Origin of the sequence: Gallibacterium genomosp. 1 (genome assembly GCF_000771875.1) — a bacterium.
GTDB lineage: Bacteria > Pseudomonadota > Gammaproteobacteria > Enterobacterales > Pasteurellaceae > Gallibacterium.
The window spans coordinates 81,512-105,153 of record NZ_JPXX01000005.1 but is presented as its reverse complement, the minus strand read 5'-3'; the positions used below and the strand labels follow the sequence as shown (position 1 = coordinate 105,153).

Here is a 23,642-nt window from a genome sequence, read left to right as displayed (position 1 = left end):
TATGAAGACAAAATGAGGTAATTATGATTGGGCATTTACGCGGTATTTTATTGGAGAAATCGCCACCAGAAATTTTGTTGGAGGTTAACGGCATTGGTTATGAAGTGTTATTGCCAATGACCAGTTTTTATCATTTGCCGGAAGTGAATATGGAAGCCGCCATTTATACGCATTTAGTGGTGCGAGAAGATGCGCATCTGCTATTCGGTTTCTATCATAAGCAGGATCGCACACTATTTAGAGAATTAATCAAAACCAATGGTGTCGGCCCTAAATTAGCGTTGGCTATTTTGTCAGCGATGTCGGTAAGCGAATTTTCTTATGCGATAGAGCGCGAAGAGTTGTCGAAGTTGGTGAAGATCCCCGGAGTGGGAAAGAAAACCGCCGAGCGTTTGATTGTTGAACTGAAAGGCAAATTTAAAGCGTATCAGCACGATGATTTCTTTATTGAACAGACCGCAACGCAAAGCGGCATCGATACAGAGAAAGTTTCCGCAACGGATGACGCCATTTCTGCGTTAGTTGCGTTGGGTTATAAACCGGTAGAAGCAGAAAAAATGGTGAAACGTGTGGCAAAACCGGAATGGGATAGCGAACAGTTGATTCGTGAAGCCTTGAAGAATGCCTTATAACAATACATAGAAGCAAAGAGATATGATTGAAGCAGACCGTATTATCAGCCCTACAGCAAAAGCGGAAGAAGAATATATCGACCGCGCAATTCGTCCAAAATTATTGCAAGATTATGTTGGACAGCCACACGTTCGGGAACAGATGGATATTTTTATCAAAGCGGCAAAAATGCGTAATGATGCACTTGATCATCTATTGATTTTTGGCCCTCCCGGTTTGGGAAAAACGACATTAGCCAATATTGTCGCCAATGAAATGGGGGTGAATATTCGCACCACTTCCGGCCCAGTGTTAGAAAAAGCGGGAGATTTAGCAGCAATGTTGACCAATTTAGAGCCTTATGATGTGCTGTTTATTGATGAGATTCATCGTTTATCACCGGCAATCGAGGAAGTGTTGTATCCGGCAATGGAAGATTATCAGCTGGATATTATGATTGGTGAAGGGCCAGCAGCACGGTCGATTAAATTGGATTTGCCTCCTTTTACTTTGGTTGGCGCAACGACTCGTGCTGGATCATTGACTTCGCCATTGCGAGATCGCTTTGGCATTGTGCAACGCTTGGAATTTTATTCCATTGAAGATTTAACCTCCATTGTGGTGCGTAGCGCAAATTGTCTTAGTCTCCAGATTGATGAGCAAGCAGCACACGAAATTGCACGCCGTTCACGCGGTACACCTCGAATCGTGAATCGATTATTGCGTCGTGTTCGCGATTATGCCGATGTAAAAAATGGCGGTTTTATTTCGGTAGAAATTGCTAAACTAGCTCTAACAATGCTAGACATTGATTCAGAAGGCTTTGACTTTATGGATCGTAAACTATTAATGGCAATTATTGAACGTTTTGACGGGGGACCGGTCGGTTTGGATAATTTAGCGGCGGCAATTGGTGAAGAGAAAGAAACAATAGAAGATGTTTTGGAACCTTATTTAATTCAACAAGGCTTCTTACAACGTACTCCACGAGGAAGAATCGCCACATTGCATACTTATCGACATTTTGGAGTAAGTAAATAAAATCTATTATCAATATAAGCTTTGCTATGTTTAAGGAGTCTATGTAATCCCGAAGCATTATCGAAATTATCTTTTCACTTATGAAGGCAAACTATTCAAATAATTGAAGCAAGAACTTGCGGGTAATAATAGCTACGAAATCATATAAATTATGTTTATAAAGCGTGCTTCGATAAATACAAATGGGTTATTACCGAGATATTTTCGAAACAGCAAGAGATAAATCAGTATAGTAATGGGGAAACTCTAGCAAAAGTCGATGAATTAAATCATCGACCTCATAAATGTTTAGGTTAACGAACGTCTTATGAAATTTATTTTGACGAGGAATTGCATTTGGCTCGACAATTTAAGCCTCAAAAACTACGACTCCTCAATATGCCCCTGATCTAAATGCACAATATCAATTTCATTATTGGCATCAACTTGGAAGGCTTGTCCAAATCCTTTTACAAATAGCCCCTGTTTCGGAATAAGGTGGAAGAGGGAGAAATCTTGCATTTTGACCAATTCCTTCATTAGATTGCCGTGGCGTTGTTGCAGTAAGCCTGTGCCAAGTTCCCATTCGGGAGCGTTTCGCGGCACTTCAATCACTTCTGCCTCGGCGGTTAAGCGGTGGCGGGCGAAAATTTGGCGGCTGGATTGCTCGTCTTCAATCAACATTAAAGACACCTTGCCATTTTGTTTCAAATTGCGGGCGTGCTTGGCGATGGTGGAAATAAAAATGTAGTAGCCTTTTTCGCTTTCCGCAAAAGGGGCGTAGCTCGCGTTCGGCATTCCCGCTTCATCTACAGTGGCTAATAACAGGGTTTTACATTGTTGTTTTAATTCTTCAATTTCGGGTTTTAAGCGCTGATTTAAACGCTGTTGGCGATCTAGCATAAAATTTCCTTATTTTTCAGTTGGTTAAATTTTTCTACTTGATGAGGGAAAAGCTGGCGTTGCGTATCTCTGCCGAGATAAATTTTAAATAGTACATTGTCATCTTCGGTAATAAAGGCGATGGCATAGCTTTCTTTGCCACGAAATGGCTTGCTGATAAGGGCAATGTCTTTTACGCGGTCTAATTTGAGATGCCCGTGCAAGGCGATATCTGGCTGTTTATCCATATTCAGATTGAAATAGCCGTAGCCTATTTTACCCTGCGGAAAAACGCCCGATATTTCAAAGATCGAACCCGCTTTTTCGATAATCGTCACCACCTCGCCCCAAGTGTGGATTTCCGCAAGCAGGGCTTCCACTTGCCCCGTAAAGAAAGACACAAAGTGCGGTGGTAAATTTTTGAGAATTTTTCCTTCGGGAACTTGGAATTTTTCAGCTAAATCAAGGGTGTGTAAATCAGGCTGAGATTCTAACACCTGAGCAATTTGTTGTTGCAATGTCATAACTTTCCTTTTTTATTGAACTGTTAGAATTGATAAGCCACGCTCACTTTCACATTTCGCCCTGCCGATGGCGTGAGGCTAAAAGCTTGGGTGTAGGCTTTGTCAAAGAGATTTTCAATCGCAAAATCAACACGTAAGTTTTCCCACTCCCCTTGTTTTGGTGCATAGGTCGCGGTGAGATCCGCGAGGGTGTAAGCGGGATATTCTTGCGTGGTTTTGCTTGGTAAGCGTTTTTGGGCAAAGTAATGGCTTAAGCGACCGCCAACGGAAAATTTATCTGCCACCACGGCATAATTTCCGCCAACAATGATCCTATCTGCATTAATATTTTCCAAGGCTTCACCCGTTTGACGATCTTTTCCTCTGAGCATTCCATAATTGGCATAGAGCGACCAGCTTGGCGTTTGGTATTCTGTGCTGAATTCTACCCCACGCAAACGGGCATTTTGAACATTGCGGTATTGAAATATTTCAGGAATATCTTTTGCTTCATCATTATATTTAATTACTTCAAGATTAATAAAATCTTTCACGTCATTTTGGAAAAGTGCGGTGCTAATTTTTAACGAATCTTCCGCTTTCCACAGATTTTGCCAATGGAAGTTAAAATTAATTTCTTTATTACGGGCAACTTCGGGCTTGAGATCCGGGTTTGATTGGAAAGAAGTAACCAGCATTCTGTCATAACCAAAATGATTGCCCGAAACATAACGTTCTTGCAGGCTCGGAGCACGGAAAGCCTCGTTATATTTCACATTAATGTCAAACCAGTCTGTTGGCTGATAGCTGAGCGTCAATGCAGGCGATAAATGGCTTTTTTGATAGCTTTGTGAGCTGACTTCTGAGGTTTTGTAATGATCAAATCGCAACGCTGGGGAAAGCGTCCATTGCTCTGCAAGTTTCAAGTGGCTAAGCAAATAGGTTCCCCACACATTGGCTTTTGCATTGTAAGGGTTTGGGCGGTATTTTGCGGTCGCAAGATCTCTACAGCCCGCGAGGGGATTATTGGCACAAGTCCCATCAAGTTGTTTTTTCTCCCTTGCGGTAATGGCGTGATCTTGATAAAAATCCACCCCATAAATAAAAGCAGCTCGCTCAAATTCTGAGCTATTGCGGAAATTAAAACCCCAAGTGCGATAACGAGTTTCGTCATTAGCGAGGGTGCGTTGGTTTTGCTCCGTTTCTTTAGTGCGGTTAGTGTAGAGGGTCAATTCACTATTTATCCAGTCTGATTCTGGATTAAAAAGATAACGCAAAGAAAGCCCTGTATCGACAATTTTTTGCTGTGCTAAATCTGTTGTTCCGCCCGCTTCGCTGTAATCCACTTTACCACCTGTGTCACGGCTTTTCTTAACATAATCAAAAAAATCAATAGGCGTATAAGGCTCTGCCATTTCATTATTAGCAGGGGCGAGTTGCTTATTGACTGTGTGGCGGAAATTTAGTTCAAGACGGTTAGTTTCGTTAATTTGCCAGCCCGCTTTCAACAAGCCCCCTTGTTGAGTTAAGCCACTGTAAGGCAACTCACCCAAACTTTCACCCAAACGTAAATTATTGCTTTTATTGCGAAAACCCTGAACTAGCACATCAAATTTTTCATTCGCACCATAAGCTGCCACTTGCGTCTCACTAAGGGAACTAGCGGATTGGTAACCCTGTTTGACTAACACCCCCCAAGGCTCATTATTTTTAAGTAAGTCAAAGGCATTAAGCGTTCGCATTGCCATTACGCCACCTAATGCACCACTCCCCCACAAGGCACTACTTGGGCCTTTCACCACTTCAATTTGCCCCAAGGTGCTTGGCGGAAGAAAATAAGATCCGCGATGTTCCAAATTAAAATTTTGTCGAACGCCATCAATCACTTGCACAACACGGGTTCCGCTAAGCCCTCGTATATTTACTTTTTGAGCAAGTGGACGACTCCCTCCAGAAATTGAAATATTCGGTTTAGATGAAATTGCTTGAGCAACGCTCGTTGCTTGTGCTTCCTCTAACTGATTTCGATCTAAACGTTCAATTTTATTTTGTGTTTGAGCATACTCTGTCGGATCTCGTAAAGCAGAAACTTCTATTTCCTCTAACATTTCTGCCCCGCCTACTGATGGCAGCAATGAACAAAGTGCAAAGTAAATAGGTGATCGCTTTAATTTCATTGGAAAAACCTCTCATTCACTGTTTTATTAATTGAGTTGATAGTATTTGTTAAAAAATAAAAAGTCAACACTATTGATAATAATTTTCATTTGTGTATGATCGTTTTCGAAATAAACTCTTAACCCTTTTTTATTAGGTGAATATTATGCGTTATTCTAATTATCTACTTGGTTGTATTCTTACTTTACCGTTATATGTTCAAGCTCAAGAAAGCTTTCAAGATCAATTGCAACAGGCTGGGGCTATTTCACAGGAACTCAATCAACAACGTAAACGTTTAGAAAAGCCTGATGGGCAGTTATTCAAACAACCCGTACATATTCATTCGCAAAGCAATAATGCACTGCGTTTTGAATTAAATCAGATACATATTAAATTGCTCAATGAGACAGGTTTAGAAACGCCAGTAAAACAAGATTTATCGCATTTAATTAAACCTTATCTTAACAAATCAATAACACTTGATGATTTAAACCAACTCACAGAAAAAATTACGCAATATTACCGTGAGCATAATTATTTAGTTGCTCGAGCTTTCTTACCCCCTCAAGAAATTGAAAATGGTGAGCTTACAATCGGCGTGATGGAAGGGAATATTGGGAACATTAACATTGATAATCAAAGCAAATTATCCGCTAATTTTGTCAGACGAATGGCAAATACAAGTATTAATAGCCAACGTTATTTATCTCAAACAGAAACGGAAAAATTAGCATTACTATTAAATGATATTCAAGGAATTAAATCTAAATTAAGTGTACAGGCTGGGGAAAAGACAGGCACAACAGATGTTAATGTCCTTTTGCAAGATGCCAAACGTTGGCAAGCTTATGTTTTTTCCGATAACCAAGGCTCAACGAGTACAGGACGCTATCGGATAAGTGCGGGTGGAAAATTGTTCAATTTGGCCGGATTAGGTGATGAGCTGAGTATCAATGCGTTAAGCTCCCAAAACCGTCGTTTGAAAAATATTCGGATTGAATATTCGGCGTTATTAGATGGATATGGAACAAAAATCGGTACTTACTTCTCATATTTAAACTATAAATTAGGCGGTGATTTCGCTGCATTAAATGCTAAGGGATATAATCAAAATGTAGGGATTTATCTTTTACATCCAACTATCCGCCAACCTGATTTACACGTTAATACCAAACTTACACTTTCACATAATCGTATTGCAGATAGCCAAGTCGCTAGCCAAGAAGTAGAAAATCACACTCGGATTAATCTCGTTAATTTAGAATTAAATGGCGTTTGGAATAGCCTACCAAAGGGAACGACCTATTTTAATATGGCAATGAGTATTGGGCTGGAACATAATCAAACGTCAGAAGCCTATCAAAATCGTCCTCTAGATTGGCAAGAAAATAATAAATTTACCTTAACCAATATTGAATTAGGACACGAGCAGATCTTACCTTATGATTTTGCCTTTGATATTAATGTGAAAGGGCAATTAAGTGATCGAAACCTCTCTTCTAATCAAAAAATGTTATTAGGCGGTCAATCTGCTGTGCGAGGATATCGAGCCGGTGCGTTTTCCTTATCTGACGCCATCATTGGACAATTTACGCTCAAACATTATTACCCACTTTTCAAAGAAAGTTTACTCACGACATCAGCATTTTATGACATTGGTGCGGGTAAAAAATACCACAAGATCAGTACCTATAATCAACGTCCTGAAGAAACGAATCAAATCAAATTACAGAGTATAGGTGTGGGATTCCAGCTTTCTGCTCCGAATAATTATTCAATAAATGCGTACTATAGCCGCCCTATTGGTCACAAATTGGCAAATGAAAAAGATCACCAATTTGTATTGTCATTCTTAAAATTGTTTTAAGTTATTGGAATATCAATGTCTTACAATCATTTAGGAGCTAAACTATGAAAACTTCTCTTAGCCTTATTTCTTTAGCCATACTGTCTAGTTCAGCTATCGCTAACAATATTGATGTAAATGCGTTACCTAAAAATCACAAACTCACTCAAGGTGACGCCAGCATTTCACAAAGCAATAATGCAATGACTATCGATCAAAAAAGCGATCGTGTTTCTATTGATTGGAAAAGTTTTAATATTGGCAAACAAGCCAGTGTTACATTCAATCAGCCCGCTTCCTCAAGTATCGCCTATAACCGTGTAACGGGGGCGGATGTTTCCACCATTCAAGGCAAGCTTAATGCCAATGGACGAGTGTTTTTATCTAACCCTAACGGCGTGATCTTTACCAAAGACGCACAGGTGAACGTGGGTGCGATTCTTGCCACGACGAAAGAGGTGGAAAAACTCGCGGAGAAACCCCGAAATAGCTATTCGCGTGATGAGCTTCGTTTCCAATCTAAAAATCAGCAAAAGCAAGGCGAAATTCGCAATGAGGGAGTCATTCAGGCGGAAGAAGCCATTTATTTGGTGGGCGATAAGGTCGTGAATAACGGAAAACTTCACCTAACGGGAAATCCTGAAGAGGTAATTAAACTGAATTATTCGGGCAATCTTGATGGCATAGCGGTGAAAAATAAAACGGTACTGTTGGGGGCGGGGGATAGTTTTACCTTTGATTTAGCCAATTTCAGCATTAGCTTAACGGGTAAACAGGTAGCAGGGCTAATTGAAAACAAGGGAGCGATTATTTCTAATGACCGCATTTTGCTTACTGCCAAAGGGGAAGATCAGCTTAAGCATTCAGCGGTAAATAATGCGGGCTTGCTGGAAGCCAATGATATCGCCATTGAGGGCGGAAAAATCGTTCTCACGGAACAATCGGATATTCGCTATGGCAAAGATAGCCGTAATGGGGCTACCCTTAAAATTACGCAAACGGGGAAAGACAAAGACGCGAGCATAAAAATAGGCGGAAAAATTACCGCACTTGCACAAACAGACAACGTTAAACAAGCCACTTATCACCATAATGATCGCTTCCAATCAGGAAAAATGGCGCGTGATGAACAAGGAAAAATTCTTTATACAGCGGACAAAAAAACGATTGCTAAAGCGGAACAATCCGAGAATGGTTTAATTGGAGATGATGGGAAACGCTATACCAATCAAAGTGATGTCGTTTTTGTGATTAGTGCTAAAAATGGAGGCTATCAAACAGACAGGAGAGGTTATAGACCTGAGTTTAACAAGAAATTTGATGCATTACGCTTGCCTTATCGTGATGAACGCATTTTAGAAATTGGTTATAACGAAAAAAATGGTGAATTGAGCGATATCAAAATTATTAAACGTAATAATAATCTTGATTCCATTAACAGTAAAATTGCTGACATATTAGAAGAGAAGATTAAGGCAAAAGATTTTTCTTTCCTCAAGAAAAATGAATTGGATTCTTTAACCGCAAAAGTTATTGAGGAGCAAAAACAAGAACTTATTAATAAACTGGGCATTAATGAGAAACAGTTATCTCTTTTATCGGGCGATCAAACCGTTAAGGTTGGGGAACGAGTTTATACTGCTCCAGCCGTTTATTTATTAAAATCAAATGTCACTCAGATTTTAGAAGAAGTGAAAAAAACCAAACCCGATGCAAATTTTGAAGATTTGACATTATTAGCATCGATTTTGAATAATCGTCGTCCTGTTTCTCAAGGTATTGACAACAGTAAAACGAAAACAGGCTTTCTGAATGACGAGAAAAAACAAATTTATCCTTTAATGGTGTCACAGAGTTTATCGGAAAAGCTAAAACAGAATATTGCCTTACCTTTAACAACAATCAGTACACAAACTCAGCTTGAAATTCAAAATGCAGATTTTAATCATATTGAAGGCGGAAAACATAATGTAATGATTTTAGCCAATAATTCCAAAGATAATGAAGCAACGATTCGTTTACAAAGAAGCCATATTAATCTTGGTGGAGGTGCTTTCGGCATTGGAAGTACAACAGGATTTGTGCCTTTACAAGAAAATATCTTGCAAGTAAAACAAGAAAACGGGCAATTGATTTCCTTATACAATGTAACAGGTACATCTCTAAAACAGAAAACGCTAAATGAATTATTAAAAAACATTAAGTTTTATGATTTTAACTCAAAATTCCAAACTAAAGATAATCAGCAGATTTCTTTACCTGAACTTTGGACGCAATTTGTAGAAAATCCAACGATTCAAAATAAGAATGTTGAAAATGCTAATTTTTATACTTTTGTGAAAGAGAATTTCAAGGCGTTTGTGCAAGACAAGTTAGTAACAGTTCCTACTCAAGTGGATACCGTTTTATCTCGCTCAACATTTTCTGATGGCAGTGCCATTAATTCAAATTGGAAAAAAATTGAAGTTGCCAAACAAGCCACTAATATTCCAGGCCTTACCGCTCATCAATACGCCCCATTTAACGTTGAACTAAACGAAGTCACTTTCCAAAAAAGTAAAGACTTCATCATTGCGGACGGATTTAAAACAGTTCAGTTAAATAAAGTTACCAGTAAAGATGAGATCGGAATCTATATCAATGCAGGTAATCAGCGTTCTTATTTCAGCAAAGAGACTAATTTATCTGAAAATGTGAAAAAGCAAGGCTATGAATATCTGATTGCTAATTTAGAAGAACGCATTACACGAGGGAATTTTTCCGTCTTAAACGAACGTTATGATTTTAATCAATATAATTGGGATGTAAATAATACGCCATTTACACGCAAACTTGCTCATAGTGAAAGAGCAAGCCGTGCGGCAAATAGAGAATTAAACAGAGCCTTTGCTGAATGGGTAGGCGATGCTACAAGCCAGCGTTCGCATATCGACGGCACAAAAATCACAATTCGAGATAGCCAACTAAACAGTAAAGATGGTTTTATGCATTTACTTGCCAAAGATGTCGATATTCAAAATAGCCATTTAACGGTCAATTATGCTCGACCGCTTTATGATGATTTTATGCCTAAAGCCAGCAAAATAGGGATAAATGCGAAGAATATTCGATTAGATCATAGCCACCTATTCGTCAGCGGAGAGGATAGGTTGAATACATCCGCAATGCCGGGGGCAGCTGGTATTTTCTTAATTGGTGATGTTGTCGGTAAAAATAGCAGTATTTATGCTAAAACATATCAGGGGTATAGTATCCGAACCAGTGGAAAAACAACGTTAAGTGGAGAGTCTTCGGCAAAAGATTTACGCATTACCATTATTCATACTGGGCCTTATCCAAAAGACAGTGGTTCCGTATTTGGTGCAAATAGTGCGGACTACTTTATTGAAGGAATAGGTTTTGATGTGGGAGATATTATCCAAAGAGATGAAAAAGGGAATGTTATATCGGGTACCACATTAAGTAATCTAGAATTTAATATTTTTGCCCCTAATGGTGCAAGAGCCTTTAAATCTTACGATAATTCTAGCAAAGATTATGTTCCGAATATCAAAGTAATGAAAAGTGCTATCTTCAATTATTTTGAACGACCACGCATTGTTTCTCTTGCCTCAAATGTTGTTACTGGCAAAAGTCAGGCACTGACCTTAAGAGATATGCTACGCAATATTGATCAAATTCAAGGTGTCAAAGCAAGCAATTTAGGTTTACAACAAGCGAGTAACACGAACCTTCCAACCTCTTTAAATCAAATAGATAACATAATACAAAATGTTTCTTTACCAGAAGAGCGAAGTGAAGTTGAAATTTGTGATGCAAGCAGCCAAGAATGCTCTACACTTCCATCGAAGATGAATGGAAAAGTCAGCGTGGGAGAGATTTTGTAAGATAATATGTAGAAGATCAAGTCTGATCTTCTACACATTAACCGTGCAAAATCATAAAAATCTTATAAAAAACTAACACCTTCTCAAACCAACAAAAAACCGGTGTTTCCGCCGGTTTTCTTTTCTATTTTTAGCACTATTAAGCAAGATATTTTGATTTTAACTCTTTCGCAAATGCGATTTTTTCTGGAGTTAATTCTTTGGTCATCGGTTCGCGACAATAACCGGCATCCACGCCATCCAATTTCAACAACTCTTTAATGGTGAGATAAAGTCCGTTAGATAAAATGCCTTCGATCAAGTCGTTGGTAACGTGTTGAATTTGACGAGCTTCTTCGATCTTACCTTGTTGAGCCAATTCAAAAATTTGTCTTGCACGCACACCATTGACATTGAAGGTACTGCCGATGGCACCGTCCACGCCCAATACTGCCGCTGAAAGCATCATTTCATCAAAACCTGCCCAGATAAGGTGGTTCGGATAAGCTTTACGTACACGTTCCAATAAATAGAAATCACCGGCAGTGAATTTTACGCCAATAATTTTTGGATTTTTATAAAGTTCACCAAACTGTTCCACACCGATATTCACGCCGGTTAAGAACGGAATTGAGTAAACGATCATATTATTACCGGTTTCCGCCACGATGGTGTCGTAATAGTTTTTGATTTCAGCAAAACTGAATTTGTAATAGAAAGGTGTTACTGCAGAAAGAGAGTCATAACCTAATTCAGTTGCATATTTACCCAACTCAACCGCTTCCTGTAAATTAACGCTACCAACTTGTGCAATTAATGCCACTTCATCTTTCGCTTCATCTTTGGCAATGCGGAAAATCTCTTTTTTCTCTGCGGTTGAAAGCATAAAGTTTTCGCCGGTGCTGCCACCGACATACAAACCATTCACTTTCATTTTATCAATGTTGTAACGGATAATTTCTCGCAATCCTTTTTCATTGATTGAGCCGTCCGCATTAAAAGAAACTAATAATGCACTGAAGATACCTTTTAAATTTTTCATAAAATTTTCCTTTATTAACAGAGTTATTTAATTCGTTGTTCCAAAATAACATTAATGGTTTTCTGTTTCGCTTTAATCGCTTTTTGTTCTTCTTTACGCACCAACAACGCATAAATCAGATCCATCACGAACAGCTGCGCAATTTTTGTACCGATTGAATCCCCTTGCATTTGCCCTTGACGATTACCATTAATCAAAACATAATCCGCTTCTTCGGTAATTGGCGAGCGTAAATTGTGCGTCAACGCGACGGTTTTTGCTCCAGCTTTCTTCGCAATGCGTAACGCACGGATGATCTCTTCCGAATAACCGGAATGACTAATCCCGATCACCACATCTCCCGCTTTCATCAGCGAAGCCTGCATATACATAAAGTGGTTATTCGTGGTTGCATCCACCTGCAAGCCGATGCGCATTAATTTATGTTTTACATCTTCAGCGGTAATGCCTGATGAACCGACACCGAACAAGAAAATACGTTTAGCTTTGTAAAGTTCATTAACCACTTGATCCAACTGATCAAAATCAAGCAAATTGATGGTTTCCCCCACCACATTCACCAACGCAGTTTGTAATTTTTTGGCAATTTCAAATGCGTTATCCTCTTCCGATACTTCTGTATCCAACAAGGTTTGGTTCTGCTTCTCTTGTGTCGCCAATTCAATCGCAAGCTCTAATTTGAAATCGGTATAACCTTTAAAGCCGAGTGTCCGGCAAAATCGAATAAAAGTCGCTTCACCAACATTGAGTTGTTCCGAAACTTCCGACAAAGAAGATTGGCTTAACAAATTCGGTGAAGCCAAAATTGCCGCCGCAATTCGCTTTTCCGTTTTCGTCAAACTGGTTTGCAATGCTCCAATCGTATCAAGAATTTTTCCGCTTTCAGACATAACGCCTCCCTTTACTTAAAGCAAGGTAACCGGAATTTTTACCACCAATTTTTTCAAATGTTGCACTTTGCCTTCGACATTACAGCCCGGTTTATGCGGTTCATAAGGAAGAAAAATCGCAAACATTTTCGGGCGCAACACAATTTCACTTTTGGCATCAATATCCGGTGTTAATTGGTAATCATCTTTTTCATCATATTCGCTATAAAGTGATAAATCAGGATAAACAGGGCTACATTGAATGGCCTCTTTACCGCTGATTAAAACTTGAATATCTAAATATTGACGATGAATTTCCGCTTTTTTACTGCCGGCATCGGTGGTATCAAACTCCATTACATTCATATAAATTTGATCGGTAATATTATGTTTACCCAATTCCAAACCTGCTAAATCAAGTGTCTGCAAATGATCCAAAGCCTCTGCAATCACTTTCGGCAAACCCAATTTATATTCCGCTTTTGTCAAATCTCCAATAAACATATCTGTTCCTTATTTTAATGTTGTTAAATTCTGCTCAACCCACCACGCTGCGCCAATCAAGCCGGCATCTTGTCCGTGAAACGCTCGTTCGACCGCACATTGATAAAATTTAGGCTGTTGTTGCAAATAGCTTTTCACCAGTGGTAAATAACCTTCTGCCAAACCGACACTACCACCGATAACCACTTTTTGAATATCCAATCCAATCACTAAATCTGCAATTAAGTTAGCGATAGTTTTCGCTGAACGCTGCACCAATGCGGTCGCTTTTTCATCCTGCTGACGAAAACGCTCAAACACCTCTTTGGGTGAACAAGGGTGTTCCCAAACGCTGGCTGCCGCTTCAATCGCACGTCCGGAAGCAATCGCTTCAACGCAGCCTTGTCGTCCGCAACCACAAATCGGTCCGTTCGGATCAGCCAATGTATGGCCAATATGTCCTGCCACACCGTTCGGTTCTGTTAATAAGTGACGCTGTAAAATAATGCCGCCGCCAACCCCGGTAGAAACGGTAATAAAAACAAAATTTTCCACTTGATCGGCATTCTGCTCTTTATATTCGGCACAAGCCGCCGCCTGTACATCATTTAATAAACCGATCGGTTTATCGGTATGACGCGCAATGCTCTCTTTTAATGGAAACTCTGCCAATCCGCCTAAATTTTTCGGATTTAATGCCGTTAAGATGCCATTATTAATAATGCCGGTGGAAGCAACCGCCACGCAGTCAAATTGCCCTTGATACTGCTGTACAATCTCCGCCAAGACCTTATGCATCTCATCAACCACATTTTGTGTCGGTGTTGCGATTTGACGGCGACAAGTTACCGTCCCATTATTAACCAACGCTGTTGCAATTTTGGTGCCACCGATATCTAACGCTAAAACTTGCATAGGTTTCTCCCTATTTTGCTGATTTGACTGCATCCGCAAACCAGCTGACAATATGTTCCAAACGAGTCAATGCTGATCCGACCGTAACTGAATGCGCGCCGATTTCAATCGCTTTTTTCGCCAATTCAGGTGTGTTGTAACGCCCTTCTGCCATTACTCGACAACCGGCTTTTGCTAAATCAATTACTAATTGATAATCCGGCTCTAACGGCACTGTACCTCCGGTATAACCAGACATTGTACTACCAATCAAATCAACACCTAATTTTTGGCAGAATATCCCCTCATCAAAAGTAGAGCAATCTGCCATTGAAAGTTTGCCCAATGCTTTAATTCTTTTCACAGTTTCTTCAATCGTTGTCGGGCGAGTACGAAAGGTGCCGTCAAAAGCGATGATATCTGCTCCTGCTGCTGCAAGTTCTTCAATATCGTCTAAAAATGGCGTAATCCGCACCGGACTGTCTGGCAAATCGCGTTTAACAATGCCGATAATTGGTACATTGACGGTTGGTCTTGTTGCTTTTAAATTCTCAATCCCCTCAATACGTAAACCAGCGGCACCGCCAATCACTGAAGCCTGCGCCATTGCAGCGACAATTTCAGGATGATCCATTGGACCATCATCGACCGGTTGACAAGAAGCAATTAAACCGTGCTTAATTGCTGCCAAAATTTCTTGTTGATTTAAATTTGACATATAAACTCCAGTAATTTTATTAAAATAGAAGTTAGACTTCATAATGGGTGTAATTTACTCTTATGTCATCTTAAGAACAAGCAAAATAATTTTTTTTTGAGATCAAGATCTCACTTTTTTGCAAAAATGGAGGGATTTTACAATCAAATGGAGGAGAAAATTAAAAAATTATGCAGAGTAAAATTCTCTGCATAATTTGCTGCTATAAGATTTAAAGATATTCCAACTCAACGTCATCAAACATTTTGCGAATCATATCATTATCACGAATCTGTTCAGCAGTTTCCACTTGGGAGCGTGTTAGATGTGGTGCAAAAATATTAATAAAGTCATAAGTATAACGGCGTAAAAATGAGCCTTTTTTGAATGCAATTTGCGTCATACTGGCTTTGAAAAGATGGCTAGCATCAATTGCAACCAAATCGCTATCCTGATCGCTATAAGCCATCGATGCCATAATGCCAACACCCAAACCAAGACGTACATAGGTTTTGATCACGTCTGCGTCTGTTGCTGTAAAAACAGTATTTGGCAAAATACCCTCACGATTAAAGGCATAATCAAGATCGGAACGCCCAGTAAAACCGAAGATATAGGTAACGAGCGGATATTTCCCCAACTCTTCTATGGTTAAATGTTCAACTTCCACTAATGGATGGTCTTTCTTTACAATCACAGAACGATTCCACATATAACAAGGCAATAAAATCGCATCTTCAAATAAATATTGTGCTTCAGTAATAATTGCCAAATCAATTTCACCTGAAAGCAGCAATTCATAAATTTGTTGTGGTGAGCCTTGATGAATATGCAAACTAACATCTGGATAACGTTTGACAAACGTTTTTACTACTTCCGGCAATTTATAGCGTGCCTGAGTATTAGTGGTGGCAATGCGCAATGTGCCGACGTCTGGGCGTTTATGCTCATCGGCAATTGCTTTAATACTCTGTTCTTTCACCAATAATTCACGAGCAATTGCAATAATTTTTTCTCCGGTAGGTGTTAAACTTTGAATATGTTTACCGTTACGTTCAAAAATTGATAATCCAAGCTCATCTTCTAACAATTTAACCTGTTTACTAATACCGGGTTGGGAAGTATAAAGTGACTTTGCAGCATCAGTAATGTTTAAATTATTATTTGCAATTTCAACAATATAACGTAATTGTTGTAACTTCATTCTTCCTCCCTGAAGACCACTTTAACGTTTTTGATAACGTTTTTTGAGTGAATGTTGTTTAACCGCTTTACGAATTTGATTCGATTTGAATGAGCGTGAATTTTTATTGTCCACTTTGCTTTCAGTTTCGAGAGGTAAATCAACCAACTGGCGCAAATAATTTACTTTTTCTAACGGTAATTCAACCCAACCGCCACGAGGTAAGCCTTTCATCAAGTCAATATTACCGTAACGAGTACGGATTAAACGACTCACCTGAATGCCTTGTGACTCCCATAATCGACGGACTTCACGATTTCGACCTTCCGTTAAGGTGACGGAAAACCATTGATTCATTCCTTGACCACCTTGTGCAGAAATCTTTTTAAAACTTGCAGGGCCATCTTCTAATTGCACACCTTTACGCAATTTTGCCAGCATTTGCTCTGTAACCTGACCAAATACGCGTACTGAATATTCACGTTCAACTTCTTTGCTAGGATGCATTAAGCGATTAGCTAATTCGCCATCCGTAGTAAATAATAATAAACCTGAAGTATTAATATCCAAACGTCCAACCGACACCCAACGAGCATTATTAATGCGAGGTAAGCGCTCAAAAACGGTCGCTCGTCCTTCAGGATCGTGACGGGTACATAGTTCTCCTTCTGGTTTGTAATACATTAAAACTCGACAAATATCTTTGCGTGCAGCAATTAATGAAACCAGCTGTCCATCGACACGAATTTTGGTATCGTTTTTTACTTCAACACGATCACCTAATGAGGCAATTTTACCATTCACGCTTACACGCCCCGCCGCAATAATCGTTTCCACCTCACGGCGTGATCCGATACCGGTACGAGCCAATATTTTTTGTAATTTTTCACCGACAATTTTGTCTGTATTTTCTTTCTCATTTTGCTTGAGTTGCATAAATCTCCTTGTCGTCTTCACAGACGTCTAATAGTTAAATAAAAGGTTCAATGCTACCGCTGCCTTTTCTTAAAATCATTGGAGGCTCAACCGTTAAATCGACTACTGTTGTCGGATCTTGCCCAAGATAACCACCGTGTATAATTAAATCAACTTGATTTTCCAATAAGTTACGAATTTCTTCCGGATCAGATAAGGTGAAATATTCTTCTCCCGGCAGCATCAAGGAGCAGGAGAGAATAGGTTCACCTAATGTTTTTAATAACGCCAACGCAATATTATTATCTGGCACGCGAATACCAATAGTCTTACGTTTAGAGGTCATTAAACGTCTCGGTAGCTCTTTCGTTGCTGTTAATATAAAGGTATAACGCCCCGGTGTATTATTTTTAATCAAACGATAAACAGTATTGGTAACCAATGAATAGTTGGATAACTCCGATAGATCGCTACAAACCAAAGTAAAATTATGCCCTTCGGGCAATTTACGAATACGAATAATGCGATCCATTGCGTGTTTATCACCGAGCATACAACCTAATGCATATCCGGAATCTGTCGGATAAACGATAACACCGCCGTCACGTAGAATATCGACAGCTTGATTGATCAAACGTTGTTGGGGATTGTCCGGATGAATATAGAAAAACTGGCTCATAACACCCTCCTGTATTGTGACAACAAAAACGGCTTATTATATAACGCATTCGCTCTTAAAATCACAAAAGATTTATATTATCGTTGCCAAACTGTTTTAACATTTTCAGGAATAGTTAAGTTTTTGCCCAATTCTATCCAACCGCACGGATAATGGAAATCTGAACCGACAGAAGCAGACAGTGATAATTTGCCCAACCACTGAATTAACATTTTTTGCTGATTGTGATCAACGCCACCGGCAATTTCTACCGCATCGCCGCCCCATTGTTGGAAATTCTCAATCAGAGTACGGATTTTATTATTCGTCATCTGATAACGCATCGGATGTGCCACCACCGCAATGCCGCCAGCTTGATGGATAACCTCTATCGCTGTCGGAATATCACACCAATTTGCTTTGACGTAACAAGGCTTTCCTTGAGAAAGATAACGCTTAAAGGCTTGCCCTTCATTGCTTACCATACCGATATTGACTAAATAACGTGCATAATGCGCTCGCGTTACCTCACCACTGGCCAAAGCCTGCGCTTCAGCAAAAGCATTTTCCAATCCAAATTTTTTAAACTTTTCACCAATTTCCACCGCTCTGGTATAACGTAATTGTGCTTGTCGTTGCAATAATTCAGTCATTGCCGGATGAGTTGCATCGAAATCTAGCCCCACAATATGAATAGTTTTGTTTTGCCACACTGTTGAAATTTCAACTCCGCTGATTAAGGTAATTTGTTGCTTATGAGCTGCTATTTTTGCTTCGGCAAGGCCATCGATCGTATCGTGATCGGTTAATGCCAACACCTCAACGCCTTGTTCTTTGGCGCGGGCAATTAATGCTGTTGGCGACAATACACCATCTGAAGCATTGCTGTGGGAATGAAGATCGATTTTTGTTGCAGAAATCTGTGATAACTTTTGCATTATGTTCTCAAATTAATTATGCGTATTGTTGGAATATCACTTGCGGTGCGGAAACTTCAATCATCAGAGATTCAAGTCGATTAATGTTAATTCGAAAAACATCACCGAACTGAAATTGAGAATTTGGTAATTTTATTTGTTCATCTAAAACAATCACACTAGCAATTCCCCCTTCAATATCGGTAATTAATAATGTTGCCCATATTTGACTTTGCGAGATTAAGCATTTTGCCAATCCAATATTTGTCGGCATTTGAGATTGTTCAAGTAAAGTAAAAAACCAATTTTGTTGTTGTTTAGGCAATAAAAAATGGCGACAGGCAACTGCACTATAAGCTAATTGATGACAAACTTCTTCTGATAATTGCAATGGCGATAAAATATCAATAAAGTGATTAACTAAATCAAAATCAGCTACTTCAAAAGTACTATTTCCCATTCCATCTCTATTCAGCACATTTTTATTTAGTGTTGTTTCAACAATTGTATCATTAGGTAATATTGCAGTGAGGCGATCTCGCACACTATCATAGCTCCATTTACACTTATTATTGAATGCCATAAAAATAACTTACCTAAAAATAAAATAATAATGTAGTTGATTATATGATAAAAAAAGAGAAAAGTGCGATTTAAATAACACTTTTCTCTAAATTTTCCTTTATTATGCAATATTTTTTACTAATTCCTGCACCAAATTTGGTCCGTGATAAATTAAACCGGAATAAAGTTGCAATAATTCTGCACCTGCCGCCATTTTTTGCTGAGCATTTTCCACACTATCAATGCCTCCACTGCCGATAATTGGAATATCACCTTTTAATTCTTGATATAAACGAGCAATAATTTTCGTGCTTAAATCCTGTAATGGTTTACCGCTTAATCCGCCCTGTTGATCCGCATTTTCCAAACCGGTAACCGTATCTCTTGATAAAGTAGTATTAGTGGCAATCACGCCATCAAATTGATGACGACGCAAACTATCTGCAATCGCCACCAACTCCGCTTCGGTTAAATCTGGTGCAATTTTTAACGCTATCGGCACATATTTATTCTGCTGCGCTGCCAATATTTTTTGTTTCTGTTTTAATGCACCTAATAAATCTTCCAATAACTCGCCATATTGTAATTGACGCAATCCCGGAGAGTTCGGTGATGAAATATTGACAGTAATATAATCAGCATATGGATATACTTTTTCTAAACAGAGCAAATAATCATCTCGTCCTTTTTCTACAGGTGTAAAAGTATTTTTACCAATATTAATTCCCAATACGCCGTCATAGCGAGATCTCTTAATATTTTCGATCACCTTATCCACGCCATCGTTATTAAAACCGTTTCGATTAATTATTCCTTCTGCAGAAATTAAACGAAATTGTCGAGGTTTTGCATTACCGGGTTGCGGTAATGGCGTTACCGTTCCCACCTCAATAAAACCAAAACCTAATGTGCCGAAACCGTCAATTGCTTCAGCGTTTTTATCTGCACCTGCTGCTAATCCAATCGGATTTTTAAAAGTAATTCCCATACATTGTTTTGGTGTTCCTGTAACTTGAAAATATTTCTCAAGCAAACATTTTGCCGGACTATGACCGACCATCCCCAATAAATGAATTGTTAATTCGTGGGCTTTTTCCGCATCTAATGAAAATAAGACTTTGCGAATTATTTGATACATACTCGTACACCTCGCTGGATAGTTAACTGTAATATTTTAATAGAAAAAGAGAGGCTAGTGCCTCTCTTTTAGTTTATTGTAATGCCTTGTCTATTTTCTCAAATAAATCACGAGAAAGATTTTCTACTTCTCTCAAACGTTCCAAACCGCGCTTCATCAATGTTTGTCGCTGATTGTCATATCGTGACAAACGAATTAATGGTTCAATTAAACGTGCTGCCACCTGTGGATTTGAACTATTTAAACGAATCAAAACATCAACTAAGAAACGATAGCCTGAACCATCAATTGCGTGGAATGCACTTGGATTTTGTGAACAAAAACTACCTACTAATGCACGTAACCGATTCGGATTATTAAAATTAAAACTTGGATGTTTCATCAAATTCTGCACAATTTCTAACACATCCTCATCCGGACGAGTTGCCTGCAACGCAAACCATTTATCCATCACTAATCCATCGTGTTGCCATTTTTGCTCAAAATCTGTCAATAACTCATCACGGCAAGCTAGTTGTGCTTGAGTTGACATAGATAATGCCGCCAAAGTATCAGTCATATTATTAGCGTGGGTATAATGTTTATACACTAACGTATTACCTAATTCGGTAAAGGCTAAATAACTTAAACAGACATTATTGAAGCTACGTAAAGCGATACTCTTCTGATCAATATGATATTCATCTTGCTGTGTAAAGTTATATAAACGCAATAGTTGATCTTTCAAAGTAGAAGCAATCTCTTTCTGCATAAAACTACGCACTGCACGAATACCTGATGGATCAATGGTTTTGAATAACTCTGCAAACTCAGTTTCTTTCGGCAATGTCAAAATTAATGCTGTCAATTCAATATCTTGATTATAATTATCCAGCAAATAGTGCAGTGCCTGAATAAATTCCTCCGAAAGTTGCATTGTTTCATTTTGTTGATAATGCTGTAAATTTTGGCGTAATTCATTAGCCAATAACATCTGGCTAGCATCCCAACGAATAAAACCGTTTTCCGCAAATTTCATTAAGGTAATCAACTGTTGTTTACTATAAGGAAATTCTAATTTAACCGGCGCAGAAAATTCGTTTAATAATGCTGGAACCGGTTTTTTGTATACTGGTGAAAATTCAAAAGTCTGTTCATATTGTGTAATATTCAGCACATCGGAACTTAATTCAACACCTTGCACTTTCAATGGCAACACTTGTCCTGCTTCGTCATACAGGGAAACACGAACTGGAATATGTAGATTGACTTTATCCATTTGATCCAAAGTTGGCGGAGTCATTTGATTGATATGCAGGCGATAGGTCAAAGTATTGGTATCATATTCATCTGTTATGTTTAATTCCGGCGTACCAGATTGACTATACCAACGACGGAATTGAGTTAAATCGCCCCCAGAAGCACGCTCCATTGCGGAAACAAAATCCTCACAAGTTGCTGCTGTTCCATCATTTTCTGCAATATACAATTTCATTCCTGCTTGGAATTTTTCTTCTCCTAGAAGTGTATGAATCATACGAATTACTTCCGCCCCTTTTTCATAAACAGTAACAGTATAAAAATTGTTCATTTCAATTACTTTTTCTGGGCGAATCGGGTGTGCCATTGGACTGGCGTCTTCCGCAAATTGTACTGCACGAAGGAATTTCACATTATTAATTCGATTCACAGTACGAGAACCGGTATCAGATGAAAACTCTTGATCTCGGAAAACAGTCAACCCCTCTTTTAAGCTGAGTTGGAACCAATCTCGACAAGTAATACGGTTACCTGTCCAGTTATGGAAATATTCGTGGGCAATAACTCTTTCTATGTCAAGGTAATCATTGTCAGTTGCAGTTTGTGGGTTTGCCAATACAAATTTAGAGTTAAAGATATTTAAACCTTTATTTTCCATTGCCCCCATATTAAAGAAATCAACAGCAACAATCATATAAATATCAAGATCGTATTCGAGATCAAAGCGATCTTCATCCCATTTCATTGCTTTCTTCAAACTGACCATTGCCCAATCAGCACGATTTAAATTACCTTTATCAACATAAAGTTCCAATGCCACTTCGCGTCCGCTACGTGTGGTGAAAGTATCACGCAATACATCGAAATCACCTGCCACCAATGCAAAAAGATAGCTTGGTTTCGGGAAAGGATCTTGCCATTCTACCCAATGAAATCCATTATCCAAGTCCCCTTGACGAACGCGATTACCATTAGAAAGCAAAATCGGATATTGCGCTTTATCGGCAATAATGCGTGTGCTGTAACGTGCCAACACATCAGGGCGATCCAACATATAAGTAATTTGACGGAAACCTTCCGCTTCACACTGGGTACAAAGTGCTTCACCGGATTGATACAAACCCTGTAACGATGTATTTTTCGCTGGAGAAATTAAGGTAACAATCTCTAATTCAAATTTGTCACGTACAATCGTTTCTAAATCTAAAATCAAACCATCATTTACTTTTTCATATTGAGAAAATGGTTCATCGTTCAGTTTGATTGAAACTAAATCTAAGCTTTGTCCATCAAGATGTAATTTGGTCGCTTCTGGATTTAATTTATGCACCAAGCTCTTTGCCGTGACTTTAGTTTGTTGTGCATCGAGTTGAAATTCAAGAAAAATATCACTAATTGTGTAATCAGGCTTTTTATAATCTTTCCGATATTTAGCTTTTGGTAACATAAATCTTCCATCCATAAAAACATAAAAAAACGTGTGCTAGGATAAAGTTTTATTCCTCAAGTTGCAATCTGATTTCAAGGATTTTCAATGGTTTCTTCCTATCGTCGCTATCTTTGATTTTAATTCAAATAAGATTGTCATATTTCACTGCTCATCAATAAATGCTATCCTTATACCCTCAAATTCACTACTAGGAAATTATGTTATGCCTCAAACTGAAATTGCGATTGTAATGGGTTCCAAAAGTGACTGGAATACAATGCAAGAAGCCGCCAATATTCTCGATCAATTACAAATTCCTTATTACGTTGAAATTGTTTCTGCTCATCGTACCCCCGATAAATTATTCCAATTTGCTGAAACTGCTGCTGAAAATGGCTATAAAGTTATTATTGCTGGAGCTGGCGGTGCGGCGCATTTGCCTGGAATGTTAGCAGCTAAAACTCTTGTTCCTGTACTTGGCGTGCCAGTAAAAAGCTCAATGTTGAGTGGTGTAGATAGTTTATATTCTATTGTACAGATGCCAAAAGGCATTCCGGTCGGCACATTAGCTATTGGCCCAGCCGGTGCAGCAAACGCCGGTTTGCTTGCAGCACAAATTCTTGCCGTTTTTAATGCTGATTTAAGCAATCGTTTACGTCAATTTCGCCAACAACAAACCGATGATGTATTAAATCATCCCGATCCACGAGTTATAGATCAATAAT

20 protein-coding genes are annotated in these 23,642 nt (G+C 38.8%); 5 read left to right on the top strand and 15 right to left on the bottom strand.

What is annotated here, in order from left to right; genetic code table 11:
- Positions 1-23 precede the first annotated feature (23 nt).
- Entirely contained in the window at positions 24-632 is a 609-nt protein-coding gene (ruvA, locus tag JP36_RS01755; protein WP_039171348.1) for a Holliday junction branch migration protein RuvA, read from the top strand.
- A gap of 22 nt (positions 633-654) precedes the next feature.
- On the top strand, positions 655-1,653 hold the full coding sequence (gene ruvB / locus JP36_RS01750) for a Holliday junction branch migration DNA helicase RuvB (protein ID WP_039171345.1): 999 nt from the start codon (positions 655-657) through the stop codon (positions 1,651-1,653).
- A 363-nt stretch (positions 1,654-2,016) separates the two neighbouring features.
- On the opposite strand, the gene hutZ is transcribed toward ruvB, so the two are convergent.
- The 3 genes from hutZ to JP36_RS01735 are packed head-to-tail and all read right to left on the bottom strand — an operon-like array spanning position 2,017 to position 5,194.
- Entirely contained in the window at positions 2,017-2,535 is a 519-nt protein-coding gene (gene hutZ, locus JP36_RS01745; RefSeq protein WP_021461822.1) for a heme utilization protein HutZ, read from the bottom strand.
- Positions 2,529-3,038 (bottom strand): heme utilization cystosolic carrier protein HutX, encoded by a 510-nt coding sequence (gene hutX / locus JP36_RS01740; protein ID WP_021461823.1) that lies wholly within the window; start codon positions 3,036-3,038, stop codon positions 2,529-2,531. Before hutX ends, hutZ begins: the two co-directional genes overlap by 7 nt.
- A 23-nt stretch (positions 3,039-3,061) precedes the next feature.
- On the bottom strand, positions 3,062-5,194 hold the full coding sequence (locus tag JP36_RS01735) for a TonB-dependent hemoglobin/transferrin/lactoferrin family receptor (protein WP_039171342.1): 2,133 nt from the start codon (positions 5,192-5,194) through the stop codon (positions 3,062-3,064).
- Positions 5,195-5,340: 146 nt separating this feature from the next.
- Between JP36_RS01735 and JP36_RS01730 the strand changes: the two genes are divergently transcribed.
- Positions 5,341-7,044, top strand: coding sequence for a ShlB/FhaC/HecB family hemolysin secretion/activation protein (locus JP36_RS01730; protein ID WP_039171339.1), 1,704 nt, complete (start codon positions 5,341-5,343; stop codon positions 7,042-7,044).
- Positions 7,045-7,088: 44 nt separating this feature from the next.
- On the top strand, positions 7,089-10,910 hold the full coding sequence (locus JP36_RS01725) for a filamentous hemagglutinin N-terminal domain-containing protein (RefSeq protein WP_039171336.1): 3,822 nt from the start codon (positions 7,089-7,091) through the stop codon (positions 10,908-10,910).
- Positions 10,911-11,049: 139 nt separating this feature from the next.
- Here JP36_RS01725 and nanA read toward each other — a convergent pair whose 3' ends face one another.
- The 12 genes from nanA to pepN form a co-directional block, all read right to left on the bottom strand.
- Positions 11,050-11,931, bottom strand: a complete 882-nt coding sequence (gene nanA / locus JP36_RS01720; protein ID WP_013747029.1) for an N-acetylneuraminate lyase — start codon at positions 11,929-11,931, stop codon at positions 11,050-11,052.
- A 23-nt stretch (positions 11,932-11,954) separates the two neighbouring features.
- Positions 11,955-12,821, bottom strand: coding sequence for a MurR/RpiR family transcriptional regulator (locus tag JP36_RS01715; RefSeq protein WP_013747028.1), 867 nt, complete (start codon positions 12,819-12,821; stop codon positions 11,955-11,957).
- A gap of 15 nt (positions 12,822-12,836) precedes the next feature.
- Positions 12,837-13,304: an N-acetylneuraminate anomerase gene (gene nanQ, locus JP36_RS01710; RefSeq protein ID WP_039171332.1), complete on the bottom strand. Its 468-nt coding sequence runs from the start codon at positions 13,302-13,304 to the stop codon at positions 12,837-12,839.
- A 9-nt stretch (positions 13,305-13,313) separates the two neighbouring features.
- On the bottom strand, positions 13,314-14,198 hold the full coding sequence (locus JP36_RS01705; protein ID WP_039171329.1) for an N-acetylmannosamine kinase: 885 nt from the start codon (positions 14,196-14,198) through the stop codon (positions 13,314-13,316).
- A gap of 10 nt (positions 14,199-14,208) precedes the next feature.
- Complete coding sequence (locus JP36_RS01700) at positions 14,209-14,895, bottom strand: N-acetylmannosamine-6-phosphate 2-epimerase (RefSeq protein ID WP_039171325.1); 687 nt, start codon at positions 14,893-14,895, stop codon at positions 14,209-14,211.
- A 211-nt stretch (positions 14,896-15,106) separates the two neighbouring features.
- Complete coding sequence (gene cysB, locus JP36_RS01695; protein WP_039171322.1) at positions 15,107-16,078, bottom strand: HTH-type transcriptional regulator CysB; 972 nt, start codon at positions 16,076-16,078, stop codon at positions 15,107-15,109.
- 21 nt (positions 16,079-16,099) lie between these two features.
- Entirely contained in the window at positions 16,100-16,993 is an 894-nt protein-coding gene (rluB, locus tag JP36_RS01690) for a 23S rRNA pseudouridine(2605) synthase RluB (protein WP_039171318.1), read from the bottom strand.
- 34 nt (positions 16,994-17,027) lie between these two features.
- Positions 17,028-17,651: an L-threonylcarbamoyladenylate synthase gene (locus JP36_RS01685; protein WP_039171314.1), complete on the bottom strand. Its 624-nt coding sequence runs from the start codon at positions 17,649-17,651 to the stop codon at positions 17,028-17,030.
- A 77-nt stretch (positions 17,652-17,728) separates the two neighbouring features.
- Positions 17,729-18,568 (bottom strand): PHP domain-containing protein, encoded by an 840-nt coding sequence (locus JP36_RS01680; RefSeq protein ID WP_039171311.1) that lies wholly within the window; start codon positions 18,566-18,568, stop codon positions 17,729-17,731.
- Positions 18,569-18,584: 16 nt separating this feature from the next.
- Positions 18,585-19,130 (bottom strand): cell division protein ZapC domain-containing protein, encoded by a 546-nt coding sequence (locus tag JP36_RS01675; protein WP_039171310.1) that lies wholly within the window; start codon positions 19,128-19,130, stop codon positions 18,585-18,587.
- Positions 19,131-19,232: 102 nt separating this feature from the next.
- Positions 19,233-20,249 (bottom strand): quinone-dependent dihydroorotate dehydrogenase, encoded by a 1,017-nt coding sequence (gene pyrD / locus JP36_RS01670; RefSeq protein WP_039171307.1) that lies wholly within the window; start codon positions 20,247-20,249, stop codon positions 19,233-19,235.
- 73 nt (positions 20,250-20,322) lie between these two features.
- Positions 20,323-22,935, bottom strand: coding sequence for an aminopeptidase N (gene pepN / locus JP36_RS01665; RefSeq protein WP_039171305.1), 2,613 nt, complete (start codon positions 22,933-22,935; stop codon positions 20,323-20,325).
- 205 nt (positions 22,936-23,140) lie between these two features.
- Between pepN and purE the strand changes: the two genes are divergently transcribed.
- The gene (gene purE / locus JP36_RS01660; protein ID WP_039171303.1) at positions 23,141-23,641 is read left to right on the top strand and encodes a 5-(carboxyamino)imidazole ribonucleotide mutase; all 501 of its coding nucleotides are present in this window, start codon (positions 23,141-23,143) and stop codon (positions 23,639-23,641) included.
- Position 23,642: the final 1 nt, after the last annotated feature.